Genomic DNA, 18,079 nt, shown 5'->3' with positions numbered 1-18,079 from the left:
GTCAGGCCAAACCGACCTGGGTCGCCGCAACTCTTCTTCTCAGCCGCCGACAATCCGGGCATCGGTTGTTCCCACACCCCTGTTTCCAATCGCGGAGTGCCCCATGTCCCCCCGCATTGAAGGTCGTCAGCAGACGTACTCGCCCACCTCGACGCAGACCTCGGGCCTGCCTCAGGGCCGAGACGCTCAGCTGAACCTCCAGCAGCTCTGGCCGTACATCGAGAAGTACGCGCAGAAGTACGGCGCGGACCCGAAGGTCCTCGCGGGCATCGTCGCGCAGGAGTCGTCGTTCAAGAACCACGGCGTGCACCAGGACGGCACGGGCCACGGACTCATCGGCCTGGATGACAACGGCCTGTTGCCCTCGTTCGAGAAGTGGTCCGGCATGCAGGTGGGCCGCGGGGCGAACGCGAAGACGATTCCGCCCGAGAAGCAGATGGAGTTCCTCGCCAAGACGATTGGCGACCTGACGAAGAAGCACGGCAGCAGCCTGGCCGCCGCGCGCGAGTGGCACCGGGGCGCGGGCAACATGAACGACGCTCGGGGTTACGACTACCAGAGCAAGATTCAGAACCACATGAACAGGCTGTTCCCCGGAGGCAAGACGCCGAGCGGGACGAACGCCAACGTGCCCGACAGCACGGTGACGGGCGGCAACAACAACACGCCGGGCAACAAGCCGGGTGTGGCGCCGAACCAGGTGGACTCGCGCAAGCCGGTGGGTGAGTCGGATTACCAAATCAAGAAGGGTGACACGCTCTGGGGCATCGCCTCGAAACTCAAGGGCCAGGGCATGGAGGGCTCGCACTGGGAGATCATCAACCAGATTCGCGAGCTGAACCCGAAGATCACCGACCCCAATCTCATCCTCGCGGGTGACTCGCTGAAGCTGCCGGGCGTCGCGGGCAAGGACCAGAGCTCGTACACGCCGGGCACGAACAAGCCCGGGCCGGTGGACCTCAATCCCAAGCCCACGGGACCGCAAGCCACGGACGGCGCCGCGCCTGTCACGGGTGACGGCCGCGTGGACCCGAGCAAGGTTCCGCAGATCAGCCAGTACAACCCGGCTGGGAAGAACGGCGCGTACACGAACGGCCCCGCGAACTGCGGCCCCACGTCGATGGCGCAGATTGCGCGCGCCTTCGGCTACGGGAAGGACATGACGGACGCGCAGCTCATCAACCACCTGGGCAGGATTGGCGGCACGTCGTCCAACGGCACGGGCGTCAACGGCATCGCGCAGATGGCGAAGGCGATGGGCAAGAACGCGGTGACGAAGGGCCCCGGCGCCAACGTGGAGTGGATTACGGAGCAGCTCAAGGCGGGCAAGCTGGTGGTGGCCAACGGCGACTACCACGCCATGCCCCCGCACCAGAACGAGGGCCGCACGTCCGGCCACTACGTCACGGTGGCGGGCATGGATTCGAAGGGCAACTTCATCGTCCGGGACCCGGCCGACGCGAACGTGAAGACGATTACGCCGGAGCAGATGCGGCACTTCCTGAGCTCCAACCCCAACGGTGGCTATCAGATGGCCATCGGCTGACCTGGCCGGAGTGAAGTAGGCTCGCGCGCGGACCGACACTCCCTGGGTGCCGGTCCGTTGCGTTTCCACACCCCGAGGTTTCGTGATGACGCAGAGCAACCCGACGCACACCTGCCTCTCCTGCAAGAAGACCGAGGGGGGCGAGGTGATTGGCTCCACCTACACGTCCACGGGCGAGAACGGGATGATCGTCCGCTTCTGGATGTGCGATGCGTGCGCCCTGAAGATGGGACCTGACCAGGGCCCCATCGACATGGACGAGCCGGCCGGGGCCGCGCAGCAGGGCTGAGACGAGCCCTCGCGCGGGGCGAGGAGCCGCGCGAGGGCCCGTACCGGTGGGTGGCCTGGGGCCTACACCGGGGTGGAGCGAGGGCGGCGGGCGGGGTATGGAATACGGCGTCCCTGCCCCCGTCGGAGAAGTCATGAACAAGCTCCTTGGCCCTGTGTCCTTCGTCCTCGCCTCGGCCGCGCTCGCGGTGGCCCTCTGGGCCCCGGGGCGTACCGAGGCGCCTCCCACCTCCGAGCGGCCCGAAGCCGTTGCCGCCGTGCCCGCCAGCCAGGAAGGCCTGGAGCGGCGCATCCAGGCCTTGGAGGACACCACGCTGAGCCTGTCCCGGCGACTGATGGAGCTGGAGCGGCGGCCGGCGGGGACGGGCGGCGATGGGGGCGGCGCGGCGCCGGCCCTGACGGCGGAGTTGGATCAGCTCCGTAACGAGGTCCGGGGGCTGATGACCGGTGAGACCTTGAGCACCGAGGGGGGCCGCGAGGCGCTGAAGGACGCGATGCGTTCAGTGCAGGAGGAGATGCGCACCGAGCAGTTCCGCTCGCGGCAGGAGGAGTGGATGCAGGCGCAGGTCCGCTCGACGGAGCAGCGCACGGAGCGCATCAAGCGGCTCGTGTCCGAGGCGAAGCTGAACTACTCGCAGGAGCAGGAGCTGACGCGCCGGCTGGAGGCCGAGGAGACCACGCGCAACACCCTGTTCGAGGAGGTGCGCACCGGCGCGAAGAACCCGCGTGACATTCGTCAGGCGTTGCGGACACAGCGCGACGAGACGGACCAGGCGATGAAGGCCCTGCTCGATGAGGAGCAGCGGGCCAAATACAACATCATGCGGCGCGAGGAGCAGATGAACTCCCGGCCCCGTGGTCCTCGTGAAGGTCGGTCTCAGGACCCGTAGTCTGGGGTTGGGAGGACAGTGGGTGGAAGCCTTTCGAGGACCCACCCCGCACTCCAGGAAACCCAAAGCAGCACTCGCAGTCCCGATGCAATGACTTGCGCGTTCCATCGCGCATGCACAAATCCATCTCCCGCAGAACACGTTGACCACTTTCGTACAGATCGAGTTTAACTACTCGGGAATACGGGAGGTTGGACATGGGGATGCGCGTTGGACGCCGTCGAACGCTTGGATTTTTGCTTCTTTTCGCCCTGACAGGGTGCGGCGACAGTGAACCTCGGAAGGAAAACAGAGCCGCCAAGCAACCGCCCATCCTGACGGAACACCGAGCCACGAAGGTGGGAGCCGGGCGTATGGCCTTGGGTGAAGACTGCACACAGGGCTCTCACACAGACTGTGCATCAGGCCTGTGCCTTCGTGCGGCACCGCATGGAGGCATGCCCTCCCAAGCCGGCTATGTCTGCAGTCGCACATGCATGCAACCTGCGGACTGTCCCTCGCAGTGGCGCTGCCAGCAACCAGTCGCTTCCGGCCAGGAGCGATTCTGCGTCCCGCCCTCCAGCTGATTGCCTGACATCCCCGCGGTCCCCAATCCTACTCTTCACGCTGAGCATTTCCCCAGTGACTTCGCCCACTTCCGCGGGGTGCTCACGCCACCACGAAGCTCGGGTTCCGCCTCCATCATTATTCCTTAGGACCACAAGCAATGCCTCTGCTAGCCAGACTAGGCTTTCTCGCTCTTCTCCTCACCCTAACATCAAACACCAGCCAAGCCCAGACATGCACTGGAGTCAGACGATACTGCGATGGCGACAAAATCGCCGAGTGCAGTTGCGATGGCTCCCTCCGTTTCTATTACTCTGCACTAAACTGCAATCTATCCGAGGGGAGGGCATGCGAACTCATCGGCCCCTGGTTTGATGACTGGAGTGGGCAATACGTCTCCTCATGTGCCCGACTCGCATCAACTGATTGCAACCCGGAAACAGATGCTTGGTCTACATGCGACGAAGGTTGCATAAAACCACCCCCGGACTGCGAGAATGGCAAGTCGTGCACCTGCGGACCCAATGGAGAAAAGATACCTGTTATTGGCGATCCCGTCCACGCCGACACAGGCGAGAGCATCCTCGTCGAGACAGACCTGACACTGAGCAGCAGTCTAGACACGCTTAAACTTCGCCGCCACTACACCTCTTCCGAACAGACGTGGCAAATGGAGGGACTGGTACGCTCCGTCCCTAAACCCTTTGGAAGCAATGCCGCCCAGGAAGACACTTTAAATTGGTGGCACGAGCATTACAGCTTCGTCCATCTGGCAGCCACCAAATGGGCGGTAGTCAAGGGCACGGGCGCCGTGACGCGATTCACACCTTGCATAGGGACGTCCTGCACGGCGTCAGCCTTCGGCAGTTCCGTCAGCAAGCGGGAGCGACTCCAGCGGACTGCCACTGGATTCATCCTAACTGAGTCGAGTGGCCGCAAGCTTCACTTCGACGCGAAGCATATTGAAAACGGCGGAACCCAGGAACGCTATTTCCTAACCCGAGTCGTTTCAGCGTCGGGAATCCAGGAGGCTGTACTCAGCTACTCGGCGCCCTCGGGCCTCACGTGCCCTACAGGAAACACAGGCAGCGCCGCGGGAGCACCCTATCTAGCAAGCGTTAGCAGTTCCTCAAGCGCGCTGGACTTCCAATACGCACAACTAGCATCCATCCATGGCACTGAATGCGTCATTCGCAGCGTAAAGCGTCGGGGGGAATCCACACCTGCCGTCACCTACTCGTATGTCCAGGACTCCAGCAGCACTGAGAGGCCCGGATTGGTGGCTCAAGCAGTCCTCGCCAGTAAGACCCTGACCTATAATTACTCCAGCGCCGCCCTTGAAGCCTCGGTAGGCGATGTCCTGGTGACGCGCCATGACTACACCACCAGGGGCGTCACGCGCTCAGCGTCCACCGCCTTTGCCCCTGGCGAACAACTGACCCTCAGCGCCAGCACCGCATCCACGTGCCAGCCTGGAAGCAACTGTTGCGGCGCGCAACCCAATGCGCGCACTGCGACTGATGCCTTCGCTGGACGTGGCAACGGACTAACGGGACCTGCGGGCTTCGTGCGTAAACATGAGACTCTCACCAACGCAGCCCAGACGACGTCACCCCGCCTCTACCAGACAACAGACGCGTGCAGCACTACGGGAGCCTGCAGTCCCGGCACCGAGCGTTACGAGTGGGCATGCGCAGCCGGCTCCCTACCCGCTCATGAAGTAGCTCGCAAAAACAAGCGCGACTTCTGGGAGGTCTATTCACACGCATCTCCAGCTACCGGCACCGGAATTCCAGCCTCGATTTTGGAGAGAACGAGCATCAAGCGTGGCGCGGTAGACATGACTGGCACCGGCGCGCTCGAGGAGGAGACTTTCTCCTACGTCTACGGACCTACCGGAGAGCAACTGCCAGCCACGACCGAAAAGCCCAGCATCCTCGGGGCTGCCGGACAGAAAGCTCGCACCTTCAACCGTTACGACTCCACGGGGCGACTGGCTGCCACGATTCAGTCCGGCTGGACTCGCGCCTTTGACACTTCTACCGGCGTATGGAGCAGCCAACAACGCTGGGTGGGCACGTTCTTCCTGACAACACGCACGGGCGAAACTACCGCTGATGGCTTTGGCCGAACCCTCGAGAAACATGGGCCGTGCTGGGTCGCAAACGAAGCCGCCACCGACTGCGCCTTCGGCACCACCTATCCGGTAACACGTAGCTATTACTGGCCCGATACGGAGACGACGCCCCGACGCAACCAACTGCAGAAGTCAGCCGAGTACCCTGCAGGTCTTTCGAGTCCTCCAGTTGAGACGACGTACAGTGCTTACGATGCGAGCGGGCGCGTGACGAAAATGATTGATGCCAACGGCGTCACCACACTCTCGACCTACCAGGACGATCAACTCTTGACGACGAGCGTGCGCGTCATCGGGCAACCCGACGTCGTGACAAGCTACGGCTACGACAGCGCCGGACACCAAACCTATATTCTGCATCCGGAGGGCAACTACTCGGTTTCCTGCTACCGCCAGGGAACCACTTCTGGCTGTACTGGCGGCACGTCTACTGACAGGTTGCAATGGAAGGCCAAGTCCTCCACTGCCACAGCTGCGACCTGGACCGAGAAAGTTTCCTACACCTATTGGCCTGATGGAACAGTCAACGAAGAACGCTATCAGGACGCTCTGGGCGTCACCCGCAAGCTCCTCTCCTATGCTGCCGATGCCCACCGGCGCACCACCTGGGAGAAGGCGGGAACTGGAACTGGCAGCTTTGCCGCGACAAAGAGCTACAACGGCGCCGACAGTGTTACCGGCATTGGCCAAGCCTTCAATGCACCCCCTGCATGGTGTGCCGCCGGCACGGATGGACAGCCCACGTCATCAGCCTGCGCCACGCTGCAGTATGATGGAGCCGAGCGAATTCAGCGCCTGGACGAGCACGCTACGAGTGGTACAACCACTCGGACATGCTTCAAGCACGACGCACATGGCAATGTCACCAGTATCGATGCCGGACTTCCTGACACGACGAGCTGTGCAACAGCCCCCCCCTCTGCACACGCCTCTCGCTATCAGTACGACGACTTCGGGCGTCTCGTGGAGGCGACCCTCGCGAGCACCGGAGCCGGAACATCTGCGGGAACCACCCGGTTCACCTATGATGCGATGGGCAACCAACTGGTGAAACAGACCCCCGCCATGGCAGTCGTTAGTACAAAGGACTACTTGGCCTATTCGTACGACTTCATGGGTCGCGCCCTTGCAGCATCGCATGTATCGCCGCTCGTCTCCGGTGGCGCCGAAGGCCTTTACGCCCTGGCATATGACGAGTCCGCAAGCCTCGACAGTTCCTGTGGATCGCTCGCCAATACACGCGGCCGCCTCCTCTACCGAGACGACTCATTCGGACGTACCTGGTTCAGCTATGACGCGTGGGGTCGCACAGTGAGAGAGGTCCGCCTGCGCACCGGGACCACCTCTTGTGCTGGTGCCACGGCCTACCAGACGCCTCACACACTCTACTCGTATAGCGCCAATGGCAACCTAACTCAGGTGACATATCCATACGGTCGCACCGTCAACTATACGTACGGGACGGGAGGTCTTGCAGACCGCGTTTCCAGTATCAGCGTCCAGACCTGGAGTTCCTCGGGTTCCGCATCAACGCCGCTGGTTTCACAGGTGACGTGGGAACCGTATGGTGGGCTGCGGGGATACCGCACCTACTATGCAATTTCCGCCACGACCGGCAGTATCGAATACGCCCTGGGAGACAACTCCTCGGCGGCGCCCGCTTCCTGCCCGTCCGCACCTCCATCCGTCACCTCCGGTGATGCAACAGGCCGACTGCGAGCGCTGTGGGTCTCCACTCTCGCCTCAGGAGTCAACTTCACTCCCGGCAGTGGCAATGGCAGCGTGCTGAAACAGCTCTACACTTGGCAGGCCGACCAGCTCATTCGAGCGGATACTTGTCTGTTGGGAACCTCCTCGCCTCGCATCGAGACCTACGGCTACGACGGCCAACTGAGGCTGACGAGCGGCACGAGCACGCTCACTACGCAGGGCGGCCCATTCTCGACTCGCGCCTTCAGTCACGACAGTCGAGGTAATCGCATCACCGAGTCCGGAGAGGCCAACACCTGGACCCTCGGCTATTCCAACCTCGGCCACCCCGACCAGCTCGCCTCTCGCTATTCCAACCAAGCAGGTTCCCAGCTCGGCTATTCGTATTACTACGACGCCGATGGGCGGGTCTCGAGCAAGCAATGGCATGCGGGCCCCAACAGTTCTGCTTTCTCTCTGAACTTCACCTCGGGCCCTACTTCTAGCGGCGCCACCGACTCCGTCTTCAAGTCCGTCAATGTCGAGGGACTGACATACAACTACTTCTATGACGGCACCGGCAAGCGCCGGCTCAAGGACTACCCCACTGGCATCAAGGACGAGTACTTCTACAATGGAAACAAGGGCCTCCTGGTGGATCAGGGGAACTCGTCCACCCTCGCCGCCTCCATGCATCCGGTTGACGAGTATGTGTGGCTCGACGACCGCCCAATCGCCGTCATTCGCGGCAAGTTGGATGCTTCGTGGTCACACCTCTCCGATACGACCGCCGACTGCAAGCGCCTCGACGAGGCTGCATCCTGTGGCATCTATCATCTCGTCACCGACTACCTCGGCAAGCCCGTCCTGATGCTGGATTCCCAGGGACGCGTCACCGGAACCGGCGAGTACGATGCGTTTGGCCACGTCAACCGCGTCAGCGTCGACATCGAATCACCTCACCCATACACCACCTCAACGGGCGTCCTCGGCGCGATCATGAAGCAGCCCACCGTCGCTGGCACCACCTTGAGTCAGCGCGTCCTCATCGACTCGTTGGACCTCTGGCGAGACGCGGACGACTGCCCGTCGGGCGGCGTTCCTGACATCATGGATTACCTCTACATCAATGATGTGGCGAGCAGCAGCAGGCTGACCGACATCGCCCCCTATTACGATGGTCGCATGTGGACGGAGTGGGTCATGCCTGGCGCAGCGGGCATCCAAGCGTCCATCGCCAACTCAGGTGTCAGTCAATGCATCCAGGGGCAGGTCTGCAGTGGCATCAACTGCAATTTCACATGCACCTGTACAGTCGCAGCGCCCAATGCTGAGAAGGCTTACTCGGGCGTCGTCATCTCAGCCTATGAGTACCGCCGAGTCCAAACCGGCGCCTCATACTTTTGGACACCATTGCGGATGCCCGGCCAGTACCACGATATCGAGACGGATCTTTTCGAGAACTGGAACCGGTTCTATGATCCCGGCACAGGAAAATACCTCCAGCCGGAGCCGATCATGCGGAAGCCTGGGTTCGTCAAGGCGAAAGCGCTACAGGGCACGGGCGCTCTTGCATACGCTTACGCGAACAACAATGCAGTGGGGTTCACTGACCCTAGCGGCCTCTACACGGTCGACAAGGAATGCAAACTTGGCGCGACCAATGACATGCAAATTCGCGTCAAAAGCGTCGCCGGAGGAATCAGCGACAAATGCCTCAGGGATTGCGTCGTCAAACGCGTGGATTCCATGAGATTCCAATGCGCAGGTGATTACTTCCAAGAGGTATGCAAAGACCCCGCACGGATCGCTGTAGGCCGACTTGGCGAGTCGTGCAATCGTCCCGAATCGAAGGCTGCATGGTGCAATCGCCCCTGCTCAGACGAAAGCGCCATTTCTGCGATTGTCCATGAAGCAGCGCACAACTGCGGCTGGAATCACACCCAGGGTAAGAATGTCCCGGGCAATGATGGCCACATCACCTGCACACCCAAGAAGGAAGAAACAGATATCGTGCTCCCATGACCATGAGCAGATACTTGCTATTTCTCTCCGCCATGGCTTCAGCATGTACGGCGACTCGCGCCGCAAGCCATACGCCACTCTCAAATCCGCAGATTTCCAATGGAATCACATGGCTCAATCCAAGCTACGATGGACATGAGATATCCGGGAATTTGCTTCTAGAGGGCGACTCCTCGATTGTCGTCGACAGACGCCTGCCCGAAGGAGCATCCATCGAGGTCCGGAGGGTCAAGACTTGTGACGGGGCATTCGTACCGCACGACGTCGCCGACTCTTCGCTTCCTCCACCGGAGGCGGCCGACTTGATGCGGATTGAACCAGGGTTCATTTACGGCAAGCGAATAAGCCTGTTGATCAGAGGCGATATGGGACCCGATTGTATTCTGGTGACGCTCGGAGTCAGAGATCGCTCCCAAGCCGGGCTCGACGATGGGGGCTACAGGCTGGGTCAATTTCGATTCGAAAAGAACTCAACGCCAACGAAGTAGGTCGCTCGACTTCATCATCAAAAGATGGAGTCGAGTAGGTTTTCGAATCCCAGAGCCGGACTACTCCTTGAAACTCGGCGGCACGGGACGCGGGTCGCAAGCAATGCCAGGACACCGCTTGTCCTCCGAGCAGCTCCCATCGCAGCAATGGAAATACTCTGGAGGACACACCGGGGCGCCCGCATCCTCCTGTTTCAGCTCGTGCCGGACCATCACTTCGCTCGATGCGTCCGGCGGTGGCGGAGGAGCGGCCTCGCGCTTCAGCTCATCCCCAGGCCCCCTGCATCCCAGCCCCATCAACAACACCCCCGCAACCATCCACCGTGCCCAGTACGGGCGCTGAATCGACATCACGAACATCGCCATCCTCCGTGTGTTCAAGGCCCTTCCGCCCAACACGCGGCAGCCCTCTCAAAAACAAGGGGCGGCCCCGGAGACCTCCCGGGACCGCCCCTCACACTTCCCGCTCCGACCTCAGACCGGGCGATTCACTAGCTCCTGCGACGACGGCGCAGCGCGAGCGCCAGCATGGCCAGGGCCGGCACCAGCGCGCTGGTGGCACTGCCACCCGCCGCGCTGCAGCCACCCTCGTCCGCCAGGTTCCGCACCGTCACCGACACTTCGACGGCGTCGCTCGTGCTCACGCCATCGCTGGCGCGGACACGGAAGAGCAGCACGGACGTCTCCGACACGTCGGGGGCCACGAAGGAGGCCTCCGCCTTGTCCGCATCCTGGATCTGCACGGACGGACCCGCGATCTGCGACCACGTGTACGCCAGCTCGTCACCGTCGGCATCCGTGCCCGTGGCGCGCATCTTCACGCCCGAGCCCTCGTGCACCGTGTAGCTGTTGTTCGCGGTGACCACCGGCTTGCGGTTGTCGCGCGTCACCGTAACCGTCACCGTGCTCGCCTCGCCGGCCTGACCATTGGCCGTCGCCACCAGGCTGAAGCGCAGGACCGCCGACGTCCCCGACACATCCGGCGCCGTGAAGCTCGCGGTGGCCGTGTCCGCCCCCGTGAGCGCCACCGTCGTACCCTCGGTCTGCGTCCAGGCATAGGTGATGTCCTCGCCGTCCGCATCCTCGGCGCTGCCCGACAGCGTCACCGTGGAGCGCGAGCTGACTTCCTGATCCACACCCGCGTTCGCCACAGGCGCGCGATCCACCTGACGAACGGTGATGGTGACCGTCGCCGGAGCACTCGCGCTGATGCCGTCATTCGCCACCAGGCGGAAGGTGAAGGCCGTGTCCGCCGTCACCTCCGGAGGCGTGAACGTCGGCGTGGCGCTGGTCGCTGAATCCAGCACCACCGCCGGGCCCGCCGTCTGCGTCCACGCGAAGCGGAGTGTCTCACCGTCCGCGTCCGTCGAACCCGACGCGTCGAGCGTGATGCTGCCGGAACGCTCGTCCACCGTGGTGGGTCCACCATCCTTCACGCCGGCCACCGCGACCGGGAGGATGTTCACGTTCGTCACCATGACCTGCACCACCTTGGGCAGGCTGGATTCCGTGCCATCACTGACCACGAGTTGGAACGTGAAGATGGTGTTCGCGGCAACGAGCGTGCTGAAGCTCGGCGTGGCCGTGGTGGCGCCGTTGAGCGTCACTGCGGGGCCACCCACCTGGGTCCACGCGTACGTCAGCGGGCCCGACGAGGAGCCATCGGGATCGACGCTCCCCGTGCCGTTGAGCGTGATGACCGTCGGGGTCCGCACACCGCCAGCACCCACGATGACCTCCGCCACCGTCTGGGACAGACCCGCCTCCGCCACCGGCGCCACGTTGCAGGCCGGAGCGGTGCCCGTGCCCGTATACGTCTCCGCGACGCGCGAGGTGAACGGCGTCGTGTTGGTGATGCCCGTGACGCGGATGTCGTCGACATCCCAGCCATAGGCCCCCACGCCGCCGTCAGAGGCCTGACGGAACCGCACACGGACCTGACGGCCGGCGAACTGCTGACCGAAGTTGAAGGTCACCGGATTGAACGCGGGGTAGTTCGCGCTCAGCTGCACGTAGGCAGGAAGCCCACCGAGATACTCGTTCCCGGTATCCAGGAGGTTGAGGTTGACGCCGGTCTCCGTCGTGCCAGCAAACCAGTCGAGGTCGTACCAGTTGACCCACGGGCCTTCATTCACGGAGACCTCGATGGCACCACCATCGAAGTGCACCCACACGCCACTGAGGAAGGCGGACTCGAAGCTGAAGCGGTGACGGAAGGACAGCGTGAAGTTCTGCCCGGCCGCGACGCTGAACAGGGGCGAGGTCAGCCGCTTGTCCATGCTCGTCGCCTCGTTGGAGGCGTGCCAGTACTGAGCACCCGCGTACCCGTTCTCCCACAGCGGGCGGTAGTTGAACGTCGACGCCACCCACGGCGTGCCCTGGGTGGAGACCGTGTCCGTGTTCGACGAATTGGCGCGCTCGTCGTAGTTGACCGCGGTCTGGAACGCACGGCTGGTGGAACCTTCCACCAGGGTGTGCGGGAACGTCACGTTGAAGCCGAGCACCGCCAGGGCACCCGCCGACGGAGGCGGAGCCGCCGTCAGCGAGACCGTCACGGAAGCGGTCGCCGTCGCACCGCGAGCGATGTTGCCGAAGTTGAGTGTAGCTCCGCTGGAGAACGCCGCCTCGACACCCTCGCTGGAACCCGCGAAGGCCGCGGTGGCCGTCACGCCACTGACTGCCGCGGCGCCCACGTTGCGCACCGTCACGGTGAGGCGACCCGTCTCACCCGCGTCCAGCACACCGTCCTTGTCGCAACCCGTGGCCGTGTCATCCAGGCTGATGCTGACGACCTCGAGCGTGTTGCCGGCCTGGAAGCTCTCCACCACGCCGATGTGGTCCGCGCTGTTGCGGTCCGCGACGCGCGCACCGAAGCCGGCACCACGCTTGGCGAAGGCGGCCAGGAAGCGCTGGTAGTCCGCGGGATCATTCGCGGCGGCGGCGGCCAGCACTGCGTCACGCGCCTCCAGGAAGGTGGGGCTGACCGGCGTCGCCTTGTAGGCCGCCACCAGGTAGCGCTTCATCCGGTCCTGCGCCTCCGCGAACGGATGGGCGTTCAGCAGGCTCGCATAGCACTCCCACAGCATCGTGGCCCAGACCTCGCCCGCGTTGTGGACCTCGGCATTGTTCCCGCCTCCGTTTAGCGGGTGGTTGGTCGGCAGGGGCGTGCCATCCGCCATATGGCGGAGCGTCAGGCCGTTCTTGGACATGTCCGTGCTGTAGGGAACTCGGCGGATGCCGAAATAGTATCCCTGGTTGCCCGCACCGCTCTGAGTGAAGCCAGCCATGCCGTAGGTGCCCTGCCACTGATTGTTACCGGGCTTGGTCACGTCTTCCGCACGCACCGACAACAGCATGGCGTGGAAGTCGCCCCAGCCCTCGCCCATGGAGCCGCCCTGGTTGTTCGTCAGACCCGAGCCGTTACCAACGAGGCGATTGGAGATGTAGTGCCCCCACTCGTGCGCGACGATTTCGTTGTCGAGCGTACCGTCGCGGTCCGCCTCACGAATCATGCGCGCCTCGACTGCGCTCGTCGCCAGCGCCGCTCGCCAGGCATCGGCGGCGGGCTTGGCAACCAGCAGCGACGGAATGGTGATGGCGTTGTCGATGGCCGGGATGCCCGTGGCCGCCATGCCGCCCACCGCGCCCGTGGCGCTATTGGTGATGAGCACGGCCTTGGCGCCCGCGCGCTGCGCATTGAGGACCTTGTAGCCAAAAGAGCAGGAGCCGCGCTCGATGAGCGCGATCTTCCCGGTGAACGGCGTCGTGCCGCCGTAGGGGTCGGCTCCGTTCGCGTCCGCGCAACCAATCCGGAAGGCGGTGGTCTTGGCCGCGTCGCCCGCGAAGGTGGGGGGCACCACGAACTCGCCCGACAGGTCGTAGATCGACGGCCCGAACGAAGCGGTGTACGTCCGGTGGGCCTGCGCGAGCGGCGCCGGGGCGGTGATCCGGAACTCCGCCGAGCTGTCGAAGATGTACTGCTGCATGCGAGGACGGGCGCCGTCGGCCGGGGTCGCCATGTTGGCGTTGTTACGGCCGCCGGAGTCCTGCGCCTCCACGCGGAGGCTGTCGCCCTCCAGGCCACCGCGCCCGTAGTTGCTCATCTGGGCGTTGCCGGAGGCCTCGTCGAAGCCCGCGTCGTAGAACCAGTCGTGCAGGAAGTTGGTGATGTAGAACAGGTTCACCACGGCGGCCAGTTGCTGCGTCTGGTTCGCACCAGGCTGGATGCTCGTGTCGTAGGCGTAGTCGAAGCCACGGCCCGCCACGTCGCTCAGCGGTGCGCGCAGATCGAAGCCCGGCTGGAAGCCGTCGCCACCACCGAGGTCCGCATACGCGTCGACGTTGTTGCCCGTCGTCACCGTCGCGCTCGCCGGCAGCCACGGGTCATTGCGGCTGAACGGGAAGCTCTCCAGCGTCACCAGGTTGGCCGGGTTGTCCAACGGCTCCTGGTAACCATCGGGGATGCCCGTGGGGTGCGGCGTACCCTCGGTGCCCTGGGGACCGTCATAGGGCAGCTTGGTGTTCGGGTCCGCCCACACGCGGTAGGTGAACGCCTCGGACTGGACCAGGCTGTGCTTGAGCAGCAGCGAGCCGTCGCGCGCGTCGATGACGTAGGCCGTGTACGAGGCGTCCGGGTTGGCCGCCGGGCCCGCGTTGACCTCCACGTAGTACGCCGGCACCAGCCCGTCCGGCATCGGGAAGAGGACCTGCTTCGAGCGCGGCGCCTCACCCATGCCGTGCGTCGACATCAGGTTCGCATCCACCGTGTAGTGGCTGTAGTCGCCCTTCGCGCCCGCGGGCACCAGGGCCCGGGCGTCCAGCGGACTGCCCGTCATGTCCTGGAACGCGCGGGAGATGGCCTGCGGCGCCGAGACGCGGAAGGCCGACGCCTGGGCGTTGCGCTCGTCGTCCTGCTGGCGCGGCTGCAGGTAGCCGGAGATGGCCACCAGCTGCTGGCTGGCGTCCATGACGACCTTGACCTCGTTGCGGAACACCTCGATGCCATTGACCCGACGGCCGTAGGTCGCGACCACCGCGCCCTCTCCGTCCTTCGGCAGGTGCACCGAGCGCAGCTCCGCGCTGTTCACCTCGGAGGCGTTCAGACGGTACAGGTCCGCGACTCCCCGCAGGTGCTCACGCGCCGCGGTGTTCGCGCTGGCCTGCGTCAGCGGACGCGCGGCCTTCGACTGCTGCGGACCCGCGCTCAGGGAGCGCTCACTGAATACGAACGTCGGTACGCCGAGACGACCTTCCACGCTGTTGATGCGCAGCCCACGCTGGGATGCGGTTGCCGCGGACTGGGGCAGGGAGCGATCCGCCGGCGACAGGAGGAAGGCATCCACCGCGGCCTGCCTCGCGTGTGCCTGCGGGGACCACATCAGCACTGCGAGCACAGCGCTCACCGTGCCCATCCAAAGACGCTTCATGAACGACGACCTCTCTCGGGTGGTGTTGAGAGCCCCACGCCGTCGGACGCCTGCTCGGCAAGGGCGTCCAGAGGTTATTGATTATTGCGTTTCCAACACAATAGCCCCCCGCAACTCGCCTGCTCCCCGTGCAAGAATACCGAGAATTGCCACGATTCCTGGCTGGCAATTCGGAGAAGGCAGACTATTTGTCACACAGTTGCGTTCACTGAGAGGCCGTGCATCAGCCAAACGGAGGGCGGGCGTTGTGTGCGATGACCAGCACTTCGTCGGGCCGGGCCTCCGCGCGCGCATACGTGAGGAGCGCGGCCAGGCCATCCGAGTGCTTGGGCCCGGCGGTCTCCAGCACCACTTCCTCGCGGTGTGGATGGAAGAGGTCGGCCTCGCCCAGGTTCTGCTCCATCCACCGCCGCCAGCCCGGCAGCGGCGCGCCCAGTGACGGCTGCAGACCCACCACGTCGTAGCCATCCGGCGTGAAGGCGCGGTGCAGCCCCACCACCGTCGCGCCCGTGCCGAAGCCGCTCACCACCAGCCGCACCTTGGGGAACGACTCGCGCACGACGTCGCGCAGCTCGCTGGCCCAGCCCTCCACGCACCCCACCAGCGCGCCGTTGGAGAGCTGACGAGGCCAGCACCAGCCCTGACGCTCGTAGCCCAGCGCCACCTCCCAGGCCTCGGACAACCGGCGCACGGTTCGCACCTCACCGCCGAACCCCTGCCCTCGCAGGTAGGCGGCACCCGCCGTGTCCGTGAGCGCGAGCACCGGCAGCCCGCGCTCCTTGCCCAACGCATCCAGCGCGAGCGACGACGAGGAGCCCGACAGCTCCACCAGGCCGCAGGCGCCCTCGGGCATCGTCTCCAGGTAGCGTGAGAACGTCAGATACTTGAGCCCGCCGGAGGGAAGCTCTCCTCCCCACAGCACCAACGGCCCATCGGGGGACAGCCGTGACAGGGGAAAGTGCATCAGCGGACCTCCCTTCGGTTGAGGCCCGCGTGGACACCTCGGGCCCACGGCTGAAGCTCGGCACCGTCTTGCCCTGGCGGCCAGTCCCCCCCGCCTTCCGCTGTCGCCCCGTGGACCGCGAGGCCGACCGTCCGCTGGCCCGGGACACTCGCCAGCCCTGGGGGGCGATGCGAAAGGTCTCCGAGGGCAGCGTCCTGTGCGATAGTCACCCTCAGCGAATCGCATGTTGCGCAGGCTCCTTCCGACGCTCATCGCCCTGGGTTGCGGGCTCCTCGCCCTCGGATGGGGGCTGGTGAGCCTCCAACGTATCTTCACGCGCGAGCGCGAGGACGCGCACGCCCAGGTCCGCTCCCGCCGTGACGCGCTGGCCCACGCCGCCACCGAGTCCCTGCGCCAGGTCCTCGCCCGCCACCTCGAGGAGCAGGTCTCCGCCCTCCACGCCGCCGTGGACAACCCGCTCGCCCCCGGCGAGGGCTTCTATCTCCAGTTCCGCGGCCAGCAGTTCCTCCCGCGCCTCACCCATCCCCTGCCGGGCGAGGACATGCCCGCGCGCGCCCTCTACGAGATGCTCTCCGACCACCTCCGGGGCAGCGTCCACACGGAGGGCTGGGAGCCCCGGCTCGCACGACTGCGCGCGGCCGAGGCCGCCATGGTCGCCGGAGAGTCGTCGCGAGCCACCGCGCTGGTGGAGGAGCTGCTGCGGCACCACACCCGCCAGACGCTTCCCGCCGAGCAGGAGCTGCCGTTCCTGCTGCTCGCGGTGGAGCACCTGCAGCGCGGCCCCCACACCACGCCGCTCATCCGCGCCCTCTTGCGAGAGGGACTCCCGGAGGAGTTCGGCGGCATCGGCCGGGGCGCGGGGTTGCAGCGGGATTTGCTGCGCGCGCGCTCCCGCTTCTCCCAGGCGGACTTCGATTTCCTCCAGTCGCGGATCCTCCGGCTGAGCGCCGCGCTGGGCGAGCCCACGCGCGACTTCCTGGAGCGCTCGCGCGAGGCGGGCGCGGGCATGCTCGTGATGCCCGAAAGCCTGGTGGAGCCCACCCTGTTGGGAGAGCAGTGGTACGTGGAGCCTCGCGGGGAGGTGCTGTACGGCATCGCCGTGGACATCCCCGCGCTGCTCGTCCCCATCACCCAGGACATGCGCACGCGAGGGCTCTTCGGCGCGGACGGAAAGGTGCGCCTGGTGGGGGACCGCCCGGCGATACCGGCGCGGGAGCTTCCGCTGCTCGTGGAGCTGCCCGAGTGGGCTCGCGCGGAGGTGGACATCGAAGCGCGCTATGGCCTGAAGACGCTGCTGGTGGCCGTGTGCGGCGCGCTCGCCGCGGCCATCGTCGCGCTGGCGCTGGTGTCGCAGCAGCGCAAGTACCGCTTCCTGGAGCTCAAGAGCGACTTCGTGGCCACCGTCTCCCACGAGCTGCGCACGCCGCTGGCCTCCATCCGCCTGCTCGGCGAGACGCTGGAGCGCAAGCTGGCCCATACGCCCGAGGTCCGCGACTACCCGGCCCGCATCGTCCAGGCCGCCGACGGGCTCCACTTCCTGGTGGAGAACATCCTGTCGTTCAACCGCATCGACAAGGGGCGCTGGACGCTGCGCTCCTCGCGCGTGCGCCTGGAGGAGCTGGTCAACCCGCTGCGGGACGACCTGGCCTCGGCCACCTTCGTGCCGGTGGAGCTCACCACGGACATGGACGACGCTGAGCTGGAGGCGGACCCGTCCCTGTTGCGGCTGCTCTTCTCCAACCTGGGCCGCAACGCGTGCGCATACAACCAGCGCAGCCCCGTGCGCATCTCCGTGAGCGCCCGGGTGTTCGAGGGGCATGGCTGCACCATGCTCTTCCGCGACAACGGCGTGGGCATCCCCGAGTCCGAATGGGAGAACGTCTTCCAGGACTTCTATCGTTTGACGCCTCCCGGACAGGAGGTTCACGGCAGCGGGCTAGGCCTGGCGCTGTGCCGGAAAATCATGAAGCTGCACCATGGCGACATCCAGGTGGCCTCCTCCACACCCGAGGGGACCACGTTCGCGCTGACCTTCCACGAGCCGCGTCGATGACCACCTCCACCCCGCCCTCCTCCACCC

Annotated in this window: 7 protein-coding genes; 5 read left to right on the top strand and 2 right to left on the bottom strand. The window is 65.0% G+C overall.

Annotation, left to right across the window (positions count from 1 at the left end; translation table 11 throughout):
• Positions 1–103: 103 nt before the first annotated feature.
• The 4 genes from HUW62_RS15170 (at position 104) to HUW62_RS49970 (ending at position 9,121) form a co-directional block, all read left to right on the top strand.
• Positions 104–1,546: a C39 family peptidase gene (locus tag HUW62_RS15170; protein WP_176434874.1), complete on the top strand. Its 1,443-nt coding sequence runs from the start codon at positions 104–106 to the stop codon at positions 1,544–1,546.
• 85 nt (positions 1,547–1,631) lie between these two features.
• On the top strand, positions 1,632–1,835 hold the full coding sequence (locus HUW62_RS15165; RefSeq protein ID WP_163865820.1) for a hypothetical protein: 204 nt from the start codon (positions 1,632–1,634) through the stop codon (positions 1,833–1,835).
• Between the two features lie 133 nt (positions 1,836–1,968).
• Entirely contained in the window at positions 1,969–2,724 is a 756-nt protein-coding gene (locus tag HUW62_RS15160; protein WP_176434873.1) for a hypothetical protein, read from the top strand.
• Between the two features lie 1,825 nt (positions 2,725–4,549).
• Positions 4,550–9,121 carry an RHS repeat-associated core domain-containing protein gene (locus HUW62_RS49970; protein ID WP_176434872.1) on the top strand — a complete coding sequence of 1,524 codons (4,572 nt, stop codon included), beginning with the start codon at positions 4,550–4,552 and terminating at the stop codon, positions 9,119–9,121.
• Positions 9,122–10,100: 979 nt separating this feature from the next.
• On the opposite strand, the gene HUW62_RS15150 is transcribed toward HUW62_RS49970, so the two are convergent.
• On the bottom strand, positions 10,101–15,035 hold the full coding sequence (locus tag HUW62_RS15150; RefSeq protein ID WP_176434871.1) for a myxosortase-dependent M36 family metallopeptidase: 4,935 nt from the start codon (positions 15,033–15,035) through the stop codon (positions 10,101–10,103).
• A 223-nt stretch (positions 15,036–15,258) separates the two neighbouring features.
• Positions 15,259–15,999, bottom strand: coding sequence for a hypothetical protein (locus HUW62_RS15145; protein WP_176434870.1), 741 nt, complete (start codon positions 15,997–15,999; stop codon positions 15,259–15,261).
• A 223-nt stretch (positions 16,000–16,222) separates the two neighbouring features.
• On the opposite strand from HUW62_RS15145, the gene HUW62_RS15140 reads away from it, so the two are divergent.
• Entirely contained in the window at positions 16,223–18,052 is a 1,830-nt protein-coding gene (locus HUW62_RS15140; RefSeq protein ID WP_163865826.1) for a HAMP domain-containing sensor histidine kinase, read from the top strand.
• The last annotated feature ends 27 nt before the right edge of the window (positions 18,053–18,079 follow it).

The organism is Myxococcus sp. AM011 (genome assembly GCF_013372595.1).
In the GTDB taxonomy this organism is placed as follows: Bacteria; Myxococcota; Myxococcia; order Myxococcales; family Myxococcaceae; genus Myxococcus; species Myxococcus eversor.
Note: the sequence above shows the minus strand (reverse complement) of the source record. Positions and strands in the feature narration are given on the sequence as shown.